This is a genomic window from Paenibacillus farraposensis (assembly GCF_020736845.1).
Lineage (GTDB): Bacteria > Bacillota > Bacilli > Paenibacillales > Paenibacillaceae > Paenibacillus > Paenibacillus farraposensis.
In genome coordinates this window covers 1-12,623 of sequence record NZ_JAFFQR010000112.1, presented here as the reverse complement: position 1 = coordinate 12,623, position 12,623 = coordinate 1, and the positions used below count along the sequence as shown (strand labels likewise).

Sequence of the window (12,623 nt, the reverse complement as noted above, 5' to 3'; positions counted from 1 at the left end):
TGAGGTGTATATGTTATGACCGTTAGCTGGATCGTGACCGGACTCGGAATCATTGTTAGTCTGCTTGGCTATTATCTGACACCGAGCGCTTGGGGCTATGGCATACTTGGTTTTGGTCTCGCTCACATTTTGCTTGGAGTTTTGGATATGTTTCGGACTTCAACCCGTACCTACAATTAGACATGTAGAATCTAGAAATTGAAATAAAGGCGTTTTTGTCAGGGAAACCGGCAGGAACGCCTTTTTAATGAACGGATTATTGGATTTTTGTAAATGACTAGCCTATAATTAGTTATTGAACTTTGTTGTGGAAAGGGAAGTGAAACGATGGCTTCGGAAAATTCATTTGATATCGTCTCCAAAATGGATATGCAGGAGTTAACGAATGCAGTTCATCAGACGGAGCGTGAAATTGAAACACGGTTTGATTTTAAGGGGAGTAAAAGTAGCCTGAAGCTTGAGAAAGATGCGCTTACAATTGCATCGGAAGACGAATACAAGCTGAATGCGGTGATTGATATTTTACAATCTAAAATGGTCAAGCGGGGATTGTCTCTAAAAAATGTGGAATTTGGTAAGCTGGAACCAGCCTCTATGGGTACAGTACGCCAGCGTCTTACGCTTAAGCAGGGAATTGATCAGGATAATGCCAAAAAAATCAACATTCTGATTCGGGACTCCAAGTTAAAAGTTAAAAGTCAAATTCAAGGTGATCAAATTCGCGTGACCGGAAAAAGCAGGGATGATTTGCAAGCCATCATTCAACTGCTGCGTAAAGCGGATTTGCCACTGGAGCTCCAATTTACGAACATGAAATAAAGCCGTTTTCCCTTTTGCATGGTATAGGAATAAAGCGTTGCTTGATGTGGGCAGGTTATTTTGACATGCGTTTTGCACCATATTATACTTGTAACGAAAATGCAGACAATTCAGGTGTAGCGCTCGTCAGAAGCGATTTACATAGGATTGAAATCAATCCGGGAACTGCCAGTTGCAATCAAGTACGATAATCAGGGGAGAGTGTGTTGTGAATTTACCCAACAGAATTACAATTACGCGGATTTGCCTTATTCCGGTGATGATGCTGGCTTTGCTGGTGAATTTTGATTTTTATCCGCCACCGATTGAGATTGGAGCTTTCGAGCTGCCGTACAATCAGCTGGTCGCGGCTATCATTTTCCTCATTGCAGCCAGCACGGACGGTCTTGACGGGTACTTGGCCCGTAAAAATAATATGGTCACCAATTTGGGCAAGCTGTTGGACCCCCTTGCTGATAAGCTTTTGGTAACCGCTATTTTGGTTTCTTTGGTGGAAATGGGCAAGATTGATTCGTGGATCGTCGTAGTGATTGTCAGCCGCGAGTTTGCAGTGACGGGTCTGCGTCAGATTGCCTTACTGGACGGCTCGGTGGTCGCAGCAAGCAATTGGGGCAAATTAAAGACAATCATTCAGATTGTTGCCATTGTAGCACTGCTCATTAATAATTTCCCGTTTGTTTTTCTGGGTATTCCGTTCGACTTGATCGTGGTGTGGACGGCTGCATTGGTTACCATTTATTCGGGTATAGACTACTTTGTGAAGAATATTCATTTGCTGAGTTCCTCCAAAGTTTAACAGGATACATTCTATGGAAACAGCAATAGGGCGGAACTTATTGCTGTTTCTTTACATCATTCCAACCACATTCGCAGTACAGGAGGAAAAGACAATGAAGGCTGAAATCATCGCAGTAGGGACAGAATTATTGCTAGGACAAATCGTGAATACCAATGCTCAATACCTGTCACAAGAGTTGGCTGCAATCGGAATTGATGTATATTTTCAGACTGTAGTTGGCGATAACATGGATCGGCTTCAGGAAGCGGTGCGATTGGCTCAGAAGCGTGCAGATATTATTTTGTTTTCCGGTGGTTTGGGGCCGACTCAGGATGATTTGACGAAGGATGCGATAGCTGCTGTATTGGGGCGCGAATTGCACCTGAATCGTCTTGCGATGGACAAGCTCGAACAATTTTTCCGTAACCGCGGGGTAGAAATGACCGAGAACAACCGTCGTCAGGCTCTTTCGATTGAAGGGGCGACCCCGCTGGAAAATGAGACAGGATTGGCTATAGGAGACGCCATTGCGCAGGATGGCAAGTTTTATGTAGTTTTGCCCGGGCCGCCCAAAGAGCTTAAACCGATGTTTGAAAATCAAGCAAAGTCTTGGCTGCTGCAGCAGGCACTGGGTGGCAAAGAATTGGCGATTTACTCGAAAATGCTAAAATTTGCAGGGATTGGTGAGTCTGCGCTTGAAACCCGGCTCCTTGATCTGATTCAATCCCAGACAGACCCGACGATTGCTCCTTATGCCAAGGAAGGGGAAGTCGCGATCCGCATATCTACCAAGGCGGCCAGTGAAAGCGAAGCATTAATCAAGCTGGCAGCTACGGAGGCGGAAATTCAGCAGCGTCTTTCCGAGTATATGTATGCAAGCGAGGATGTTACGCTGGAGGAGGTTATTGTGGACCTTATGTCCAAACGCGGACTAACTGTCAGTGCGGCGGAAAGCTGTACAGGCGGGATGCTGATGGAGCACATTACTTCCGTACCGGGTAGCTCTGCTATGTTCCAAGGTGGCATTGTGTGTTATTCCAACGAAATGAAGATGAAGCTGCTTAATGTTCCCCGGGATTATCTGGAAGGGGATCAGGCGCCCGGTGCAGTGAGTAAGGAAGTGGCTCTTGTCCTTGCTGAGCAGGTCAGAATGGTTATGGACAGCGACTTCGGTCTTTCCGTTACAGGTGTGGCCGGACCCGGATTTTCCGAACGCAAGCCTGTTGGCTTGGTATACATCGGTATTGCTGAACGCGACAAGGAGACGGAAATCTACGAGCTGAAGCTGAGCGGAAACCGTGAAACGATCCGTCTGCGCTCTGTCAAAGCAATCTTATACAGATTGTGGCGCCAGGTGGTGGAAAACGAGAAGCTTTCCTGAGTATGCAGAGGGAACGAATCGCAGAGTTGTTTTTGATAGAGCATTCATGATATAATCATATCATCGGAAGAACCGTTGCAAAGCCTTTTGCCTTCGGTTCTTTTTTTATTTTAAGAGGCTGATGTAATTATAGAAGAGAAGTGACTGGGTTAAAAAAACGAATGTATGTTCGAAAAAATGCTTGGCAAGTGTGTTAAAACAAGGTATTATTAAAGTACAAACAATAAAGGATGTGAGTTTATTGTCAGATCGTCGTGCTGCGCTGGATATGGCGCTCCGTCAAATAGAAAAGCAATTCGGTAAAGGTTCTATCATGAAGCTGGGTGAGTCTACACATATGCAGGTGGAAACAATTCCCAGTGGTTCAATTGCTTTGGATATTGCATTAGGAACGGGCGGCTTTCCAAGAGGCCGGATTGTTGAAGTTTATGGACCGGAATCATCCGGTAAAACGACAGTAGCTCTTCATGCTATCGCAGAGGTGCAAAAAACAGGCGGACAGGCTGCCTTTATCGATGCCGAGCATGCACTTGATCCATCGTATGCGAGCAAGCTGGGTGTCAATATCGATGAGTTGTTGCTATCGCAACCAGATACAGGAGAACAGGCACTTGAGATTGCTGAAGCTCTCGTACGTAGTGGAGCAGTAGACATTATCGTCATTGACTCTGTCGCAGCACTTGTACCGAAGGCAGAGATTGAAGGTGAAATGGGGGATTCCCATGTCGGCCTTCAAGCGCGTTTGATGTCACAGGCATTGCGCAAGCTGTCTGGTGCGATTAATAAATCGAAAACTATCGCTATCTTTATTAACCAGTTGCGTGAAAAGGTAGGTGTTATGTTCGGGAACCCCGAAACAACACCAGGTGGGCGTGCATTGAAGTTTTACTCTACAGTACGCTTGGATGTTCGCCGTGTTGAAAGTTTGAAAATGGGGAACGACATTGTAGGGAACCGTACCCGCATTAAAGTCGTGAAGAATAAAGTGGCTCCTCCTTTCCGTCAAGCTGAAGTGGATATTATGTACGGTGAGGGCATTTCCAAAGAAGGCAGCTTGATCGACATCGGTACGGAGCATGACATTGTCGACAAGAGTGGAGCCTGGTATTCCTACGAAGGTGAGCGCCTTGGTCAGGGACGGGAAAACGCGAAGCAATTTTTAAAGGAAAATCCGAACATTGCTGTTACAATCGAGCAGAAAATTCGATTGGCCAGCAATTTAATTACGACAGTAGCTCCACCGACAGAAGAACAGTTGGCTCAGGAAGCCAAGGAAGAACAGGAATTGCTGGAGCTCGAATAAGCTTGACTGAATCTCTTCTTCTGCTCTGGGATGTAGACTGGGGTCAGAGGTATATCGCATATTACGTTTGAATAGCATAATTCTGATGCCCTGCACGGTTGTGCAGGGCCTTTTTTGCATCGTACATGACTTTATCGCACAACTTTTCAGCGGAATCCAACTATTGCGCAGCAGGCGTTCTCAGCTTGCTTTCGTGAATTTTCAAAGTGAGGGGAAGCACATTGCAATTCCATAATGAAGAAGAATATGCCTCGGAAGAAAATAAGCAGCAAGGGATTTCTCACTTCCCGGATCATGAAGAATTAGTGATTACAAAAGTGGAGCAGGGACAGGGGCGCAAACGCGGAAGATACATCATTCATTTTGGCCCGTATTCACTGTCTGTCTTGGAAGATGTAATGATCAAGTACAATATGTTCAAAGGAACGTCGTTCGACAAAGCGGAATTGGAAGCCGTCGTTCTGGCAGATGAAAAGCAGCAGGGGTATGTGTATGCGCTCTACTATTTGGGGCGAAAGCCGCGTACACGCCAGGAAATAGCGCAGCGATTAGTGCAAAAGGAACTGGATCAGGCTGTGATAGATGAAGTGTTGATGCGACTCGAAAGCGAACGGCTCGTAGATGATGATTTGTACGCACGCCAGTGGGCGAGACAGCGTGTAACGGGCCAACGTAGGGGGAAAGTGTGGGTCAGGCAGGAGCTTCGTCAAAAGGGCATCTCTAAAGCCTCTATCGGGGAAGCTTTAGGAGAGATCACCGATAACGAGGAATGGGAGAGCGCGTTGGTTATCGGACGTAAGAAGTGGAAGCAAGTACGTGGTGACGTGACAGAGAAAAAAAGGAAAACGTATCCTTTTCTGATGAGACGCGGATACTCGAATGATATGACACGCCGAGTGGTTAATCATCTCACTGCGGCCGAGCAAAACGGAGCTTATGATGACGATGAGTTATCGCAGTGGGATGAATAAAATGGTTGTTCACGGTCGGCCATTCATTGGGGATGATCGGACCCGGGCAGGTTATTCATGGAAACTGCATGGTAGTCTACTAAAGTTTGCATTCCCTTGACAATGCCATTTGTCAAATAATAAAATATACATGAAACGATACTTGTGGAATGCCCTTTTTCCTTCCAAAAAAGCGGAATCCACAGTAAGTTCTCATCGCCAAATAACAAGTGATGCCGCTATGCTAGGCGGAATTGTACATGTGAAAGCATGTGCATATGAAATGCAGCGACCTTGTGTCGTTATCTTAGTTTGACGATTAAAGTAAATGACAAATGAAAAAAGTCCCAAGGAATGCCTTGGAGGAACCAACGGGGAGGTGAACAGTATGGTGACTGCGATCTGGTTCGTTCTCGTTGCTGTAGCCGCGTTATTCTTTGGGTTCGGGGTTGGTTATTTTATTCGCAAATCTATTGCAGAAGCTAAAATCTCCAGTGCGGAAGAAGCTGCTGCGCAAATCGTGGAGAACGCGAAAAAAGAAGCGGAAGCACTGAAGAAGGAAACGGTATTGGAAGCGAAAGATGAAATTCACCGCATTCGTGCCGAAGCTGAAAAAGAAACTCGTGAACGTCGTAATGAAATTCAACGACAAGAACGAAGATTGCTGCAAAAAGAAGAATCGCTGGATAAAAAATTGGAATCGCTGGAACGCAAAGAAGAACAAGTGGTTAACAAAGAGAAACGAATCGATGAAACCCAACAGCAAATTGAGTTGATTTACAAGAGCCAGGTTACTGAGCTGGAGCGTATATCCAACCTGACGATGGAGGATGCAAGGAGCATTATTTTGACCAACGTCGAGCAGGAGGTTCGCCACGAAACAGCTCAGATGATTAAGGAAATTGAGCAGCAGGCCAAAGAAGAGGCAGACAAAAAGTCTCGCGAGATCATCACACTGGCCATCCAACGCTGTGCGGCAGACCATGTAGCAGAAACGACGGTTTCTGTTGTCACGTTGCCGAACGAAGAAATGAAAGGGCGGATTATTGGGCGTGAAGGCCGCAATATCCGTGCGCTTGAAACCCTTACGGGAATTGATCTCATTATTGATGATACGCCGGAAGCTGTTATTTTGTCCGGATTTGATCCGATTCGTAGAGAGATTGCGCGTACTGCGCTTGAGAAGCTCGTAGCGGACGGACGGATACATCCGGCTCGTATTGAAGAGATGGTTGAGAAATCCCGTAAAGAAGTGGACGAACGAATTCGCGAATATGGCGAGCAAGCCACCTTTGAGGTAGGCGTGCATAGCCTGCATCCGGATCTAATCAAAATTTTGGGACGGCTCAAGTTCCGTACAAGTTACGGACAAAACGTTTTAAAGCACTCGATGGAAGTTGCATACTTGGCAGGTCTGATGGCCGGAGAACTGGGCGAGGACGTTGTATTGGCAAGACGGGCAGGATTGCTGCATGACATCGGGAAGGCGCTGGATCACGAAGTGGAAGGATCACACGTTGAAATTGGCGTGGAACTGGCGAAGAAATACAAGGAACACCCGGTCGTCATCAACAGCATTGCTTCACATCACGGCGACTGCGAAGCGACTTCAGTGATCGCCATGCTGGTCGGGGCAGCAGATGCTCTGTCAGCCGCAAGACCGGGAGCGCGGCGTGAAACGCTTGAGACGTATATCCGTCGTCTTGAGAAGCTGGAACGCATATCCGAGTCTTTTGAAGGTGTTGAAAAATCATACGCGATTCAAGCCGGACGTGAAGTTCGCGTCATGGTACAGCCAGAGAAAATTGATGATGCGGAAGCATTCCGACTGGCCCGCGATATTACGAAAACGATTGAAAATGAACTAGACTATCCTGGACATATCAAGGTTACCGTTATTCGCGAGACCCGCGCGGTAGAATACGCAAAATAAAAGCATTTTATTGAAAAGTGGCCGCTGCTTGTAGGGCCACTTTTATTATGTAAGGCAGACTAGGGAGGGCTTCTTATCAACGTATTATTTATTGGAGACATCGTCGGCAGCGTAGGGAGAAAGGCACTGAAGGAAAATCTGCCTTCGTTAAAATCAAAATATAACCCGCACGTTATTATTGTTAACGGAGAAAATGCGGCTGCGGGAAGAGGGATTACCGCAACCATCGCCAGAGAGTTTTTTGATTGGGGCGTTCATGGGATTACGATGGGGAACCATACATGGGACAATAAGGAAATATTTGATTTTATAGATGACGAGCCGCGTATTATACGTCCGGCTAACTTTCCACCTGGAACGCCGGGACGCGGATATACCGTTGTAAAAGGTGGAGGAAAAGAGCTGGCCATCGTTAATTTGCAAGGCAGAACCTTTTTACCGGCAATTGACTGCCCTTTCCGTGCAGCAGATGAAATTGTAGATGAGCTGCGCAAGAAACATAAGCATATACTGGTCGATTTTCATGCCGAAGCAACCTCGGAGAAAATCGCGATGGGCTGGCATTTGGATGGACGTGCTTCCATTGTAGTGGGTACACATACACATGTACAAAGTAATGATGATACCATTTTGCCGCAAGGAACGGCGTATCAGACAGATGCAGGAATGGTAGGCCCCTATGAGGGTGTGCTCGGTATGCAAAAAGAGGCTGTGCTTCAGAAATTCAAGACACAGCTGCCGGTGCGTTTTCAAGTAGACATGGGCAAATGGCACTTTCATGCCATCAGTGTAGAACTGGATGACCACGATGGAAAAGCCCGTAAAATTCAGAAAATCAGGCTTAAAGAAGATGAATGGCGGATGGATTAACCTTTTTGCAAGCTATTTAAGGAAACAATAAGGAAAAGGGCCACCAAAAAGCAGGAATTTTTTGCTGATTCTCGAATAACATCTAATAGTGGAATCAAGCCATCATCATTCCCAGGGGAGGTACTTACTATGGATGTATTAAAAGTATCAGCAAAATCCAATCCCAATTCAGTTGCTGGTGCCCTTGCAGGCGTATTGCGTGAGCGCGGGAACGCAGAATTGCAGGCGATTGGAGCGGGTGCACTAAACCAAGCCATTAAAGCGGTTGCCATTGCCCGGGGATTTGTCGCACCAAGCGGAGTGGATTTGATTTGTATTCCTGCTTTTACAGACATTGTTATTGACGGAGAAGATCGTACTGCAATTAAATTGATTGTAGAGCCAAGATAATAAATGGAAGTTGCTGAGCCTGTTTACGATGCGTAAACGGGTTTTTTTGCATTACGGATTGCCACTGCTTCAAGTTATAAATGGAGGTAAGGGTATGAACGATAAGCTAAAAGCAAAACGGCCAGTTGTGGATTTTCATTGTGATGTATTGAGTAAAATGCAGCTTAATTCGCAGGTAGATTTCAGTCATCTTTCGCTTGATGTCACAAAGGAGAGCTTGCTTGAAGGCCATGTGCAGCTGCAAACGTTCGCAATATATATATCACAGGTATTGGGTACGCCAAGATTTGAGCATGTAGTTCGGCAAATTGAGCTGTTCAGGCAGCATATCCTCTCTTCCTCAGGTGGACTCAGACCATTGCTGTGGCGGGAAGACTTGGAAAATAAAGATGAAGCACCAGATAAGCTGCCACGTACGGATGGTAGCGGGATGCATCAAACCCGCTCGCCCTGGGCTTTGCTCTCATTGGAGGGGGCTGACGCGCTCGAAGGGAATCCATTGTATGCAGAATTGTGTTATGCCATGGGAATACGGTTAATGGGATTAACCTGGAATTATGCAAACTGGGCGGCCGATGGCATTATGGAACAAAGAGGGGGCGGCCTGACCCGTAAAGGGCATGAGTTGGTCAAGCGCTGTAATGAGCTGGGATTGCTGCTGGATGTGTCGCATTTGTCTGTACGGGGGTTTTGGGAGGTGCTGGAGCAGGCAGCTTTACCGCCCATTGCCTCGCATTCCAATGCTTTTACCGTATGCTCACATCCGCGCAATCTGCAGGATGATCAGGTTCGTGCACTGATCTCACGTAACGGGCGGATTGGCCTGACCTTCGTTACGATGTTTATCAAGGAGCAGGGGACGGTGACCGCGGAGGATCTGCTGCTGCATATTGAACATATTTGTGCCTTGGGTGGTGCACGGCATTTGATGTTCGGCTCCGATTTTGACGGGATCGAACATCATGTAGAGGGATTGGAGCACCCGGGGAAATATCCCGCTTTTGCAGAGTTGCTATTAAAGCATTATTCTGAGGAGATGGTCAAAGGTTGGCTGGGAGAAAATGCGCTCCATTATTTGCAAACTAATCTGCCCTCTAAAAGCTCTTCCTGAATGATTGGATTCCCGCCGACAAATATAGAACAAAACGCTAGACTAAATACGGCGAAAATAGGAACTTTGTGTCGCTTTCCTTTTCTTTCTTGGCGAAATAGGAGTATAATAGCTAGGTGTGTAAAGTATTGTATAGAGAAAAAGGAGTGACCTTACGATGAATAAAATCGTACCTGTCGGCGTTTCCGCACGTCATATTCACCTGACTCAAGAGCACATTGAAATTTTGTTTGGAGCAGGCTATCAATTGACTGAATTTAAACCTTTGTCTCAGCCAGGACAATTTGCTGCAAATGAAACGGTAGCTGTAATTGGCTCCAAGGGCCAATTTGATAAGGTTCGTATTTTAGGACCAGCTCGCCCAGCTTCCCAGCTCGAAATCTCCAGTACAGATTCCTTTGCAATTGGTGTAAAAGCACCTGTGCGCGAATCTGGCAGTATTGAAGGTACACCAGGAATTACGGTAAAAGGACCAGCCGGAGAAGTGGAACTGAAAGAGGGCGTAATTGTTGCTGCCCGCCATATTCATTTCCATACATCCGACGCTGCTAAATGGGATATTAAGGACAAGCAGCTACTGAAAGTACGTGTTGGCGGCGAACGTGGTGTTGTATTTGAGAATGTTATTGCACGTGTATCTGATTCCTTTGCTCTGGATATGCACATTGATACGGACGAAGCGAACGCAGCCGGCGTGAAAAACGGTGACAGCGCTGAAATCGTTGACTAATATTCGTATTTGATGCCGTTAGCTTAGGCTTAGAGAGCCCGATTCTTACCCAAGAGAGTCGGGCTTTTTACATATGAGAATCCATATAGCTTAACTTATACATACAAGATTATGCGTTCACACGGCAGCGATCTGACGTCTGCAGCTGATCTATGGCGATGCTGTATAAATCATGCTATAATTTAGTGTAATGCCTTTTTCAAAGGATTTTAATGGACACAGGCGTAAAAGAATTTACCCGTGCATAAGGATATAGCAAAAACGCAGATGGCGTGAAATAGATGGTGTAAGGAGTGACCAAGGAATGGCGAAGGAAACAAAAGATTACTCCAAATATTTTGATTTCTCGGATGCAAAGATTATTTCTCAAGATGAGCATAGCAAAAAAATCCGCATTCGCGGACGTGAAATCAATATTATGGCGGAGCCGAACCATAGAAAAGAAAAGCAGCGCGGTAAAGAAGACGTACAAGTATTATATGATAATGCAGTTCCGGACGAGCTAAAGCATATCGGTGAAGGAAAACATTATATCGTTTATACATTTGGTTGCCAGATGAATGAGCATGATACCGAAACTATCAAAGGCTTGCTGGAGCAAATGGGTTACCGGGCAACTGAGGATCGCAAGGAAGCAGACATCATCCTCCTGAATACCTGTGCAATCCGTGAAAACGCAGAGGATAAGGTGTTTGGCGAGTTGGGTCATCTCAAGCATCTCAAAACAGAAAAGCCGGGTATGCTGCTTGGCGTATGTGGCTGTATGTCGCAGGAAGAGAATGTCGTTAACCGGATTATGCAAAAACACGGTTTTGTCGATATGATTTTCGGAACCCATAATATTCACCGCTTGCCTCAACTTATCAAGGAAGCACTCTTTAGTAAAGAAATGGTGGTTGAGGTGTGGTCCAAGGAAGGCGACATTATCGAAAACCTGCCGAAGAAGCGTGAAGGCATGCGGGCTTGGGTCAATATCATGTACGGTTGTGATAAATTTTGCACTTATTGCATCGTCCCCTTTACACGTGGTAAGGAAAGAAGCCGCCGCCCTGAGGATGTGATTGCCGAGGTACGGGATTTGGCTCGTCAAGGCTTTAAAGAGATTACCTTGCTGGGGCAGAATGTCAATGCTTACGGCAAGGATCTGAAGGATATGAACTACAGGTTCGGAGATCTGATGGATGATATGCGCAAGATCAACATCCCGCGTGTACGTTTTACGACATCACATCCGCGTGATTTTGACGACCATTTGGTTGAGGTGCTTGGTAAGGGCGGCAACCTGGTGGAGCATATTCATCTGCCTGTACAATCAGGTAATACGGATATATTGAAGAAAATGAACCGAAAATATACTCGTGAGCGTGTTCTAGAACTGGCAGCGAAGATCAAAGCGGCTGTTCCGAATGTCTCTTTGACAACGGATATCATTGTAGGTTTTCCGGGTGAGACAGACGAACAGTTTGAAGATACACTATCCCTTGTGCGCGAAGTCGGATACGATTTCGCCTACACATTCATCTATTCACCACGTGAAGGTACACCAGCGGCTTCTATGGAGGATAATGTACCTATGGAAGTCAAAAAAGAGCGTCTTCAGCGCCTGAATCAAGTCGTGAATGAAAACAGTCTTCGCTTTAATAGCAGGCTGAAGGGCGAGGTTGTTGAGGTATTGGTGGAAGGTGAAAGCAAAAATAACAGCGAGGTGCTTTCCGGACGAACCCGTTCCAATAAGCTTGTGCATTTTGAAGGCTCCAAGGATCTGATTGGTTCATTTGTCCAAGTGAAAATTACAGAGCCGATGACCTTCTACATCAAGGGTGAGCTTGTTCAAACGGCAGTTGCGGTAAATGGATAAAAAATATTCTGACCGGCTGTATGCGAATGAGTGCAAGTAACGCGTGCATACCGTCCAAGTAAGAAAAAAGGAGCGATGGACAGTGACAGAGGAGCGGTTGCAAGAAACAGGACTTCAATCAGCGGCGCGCCCGCATGATCATTTGGTCAATCGCGATATGATATTGGCAAAAGCTAAAGAGCTGGCAGATATTTTGGGCAACAGTGGGGAAGTGCAGATTTTTCGGAGAGCCGAAGAAAAGATTCGGAATCATCAGCGCATCCAGCAACTGATTGCAGCGATGAAGAAAAAGCAAAAGGAAATTGTAGCGTTTGAATCCTTGAAGAATCAAAAAATGATCGCCCAAATCGAGGCCGAGCTTCAGGAACTGCAGGAAGAGCTCGACGGAATTCCGATTGTAACGGAGTTTCAGCAAAGCCAGGTGGAAATTAATGAGCTGCTGCAAATGGTGATCACGGCTATCCGAGATACGGTTGCTGAAAAGGTGAATGTCGAAGAGG

13 protein-coding genes are annotated in these 12,623 nt (G+C 46.1%); all 13 read left to right on the top strand.

The genetic code is table 11. The features are described from left to right. The first annotated feature begins 15 nt into the window (after positions 1-15). Positions 16-180 carry a hypothetical protein gene (locus JO375_RS18515; RefSeq protein WP_229525849.1) on the top strand — a complete coding sequence of 55 codons (165 nt, stop codon included), beginning with the start codon at positions 16-18 and terminating at the stop codon, positions 178-180. Between the two features lie 147 nt (positions 181-327). Then, positions 328-819, top strand: a complete 492-nt coding sequence (locus JO375_RS18510) for a YajQ family cyclic di-GMP-binding protein (protein ID WP_229525848.1) — start codon at positions 328-330, stop codon at positions 817-819. Positions 820-1,027: 208 nt separating this feature from the next. Next, on the top strand, positions 1,028-1,615 hold the full coding sequence (gene pgsA, locus JO375_RS18505; protein WP_229525847.1) for a CDP-diacylglycerol--glycerol-3-phosphate 3-phosphatidyltransferase: 588 nt from the start codon (positions 1,028-1,030) through the stop codon (positions 1,613-1,615). Positions 1,616-1,709: 94 nt separating this feature from the next. Beyond that, a complete protein-coding gene (locus JO375_RS18500; protein ID WP_229525846.1) occupies positions 1,710-2,978 on the top strand; it encodes a competence/damage-inducible protein A in 1,269 nt (422 codons plus the stop codon). A 241-nt stretch (positions 2,979-3,219) separates the two neighbouring features. After that, complete coding sequence (recA, locus tag JO375_RS18495) at positions 3,220-4,281, top strand: recombinase RecA (RefSeq protein WP_322098757.1); 1,062 nt, start codon at positions 3,220-3,222, stop codon at positions 4,279-4,281. A 221-nt stretch (positions 4,282-4,502) separates the two neighbouring features. After that, on the top strand, positions 4,503-5,252 hold the full coding sequence (locus JO375_RS18490) for a regulatory protein RecX (protein WP_229525845.1): 750 nt from the start codon (positions 4,503-4,505) through the stop codon (positions 5,250-5,252). Between the two features lie 367 nt (positions 5,253-5,619). Continuing rightward, the gene (rny, locus tag JO375_RS18485; protein ID WP_229525844.1) at positions 5,620-7,164 is read left to right on the top strand and encodes a ribonuclease Y; all 1,545 of its coding nucleotides are present in this window, start codon (positions 5,620-5,622) and stop codon (positions 7,162-7,164) included. 75 nt (positions 7,165-7,239) lie between these two features. Beyond that, positions 7,240-8,034, top strand: a complete 795-nt coding sequence (locus JO375_RS18480; protein ID WP_229526871.1) for a TIGR00282 family metallophosphoesterase — start codon at positions 7,240-7,242, stop codon at positions 8,032-8,034. Positions 8,035-8,163: 129 nt separating this feature from the next. Beyond that, positions 8,164-8,424, top strand: coding sequence for a stage V sporulation protein S (locus tag JO375_RS18475; protein WP_007430104.1), 261 nt, complete (start codon positions 8,164-8,166; stop codon positions 8,422-8,424). A 94-nt stretch (positions 8,425-8,518) separates the two neighbouring features. After that, a complete protein-coding gene (locus tag JO375_RS18470; RefSeq protein ID WP_229525843.1) occupies positions 8,519-9,535 on the top strand; it encodes a dipeptidase in 1,017 nt (338 codons plus the stop codon). Positions 9,536-9,692: 157 nt separating this feature from the next. Next, positions 9,693-10,265 carry a phosphate propanoyltransferase gene (gene pduL / locus JO375_RS18465; protein ID WP_229525842.1) on the top strand — a complete coding sequence of 191 codons (573 nt, stop codon included), beginning with the start codon at positions 9,693-9,695 and terminating at the stop codon, positions 10,263-10,265. Positions 10,266-10,569: 304 nt separating this feature from the next. Next, positions 10,570-12,123, top strand: a complete 1,554-nt coding sequence (miaB, locus tag JO375_RS18460) for a tRNA (N6-isopentenyl adenosine(37)-C2)-methylthiotransferase MiaB (RefSeq protein WP_229525841.1) — start codon at positions 10,570-10,572, stop codon at positions 12,121-12,123. An 82-nt stretch (positions 12,124-12,205) separates the two neighbouring features. Next, the coding region (locus tag JO375_RS18455) for a RicAFT regulatory complex protein RicA family protein (RefSeq protein WP_229525840.1) at positions 12,206-12,623 on the top strand (418 nt) is incomplete at its 3' end.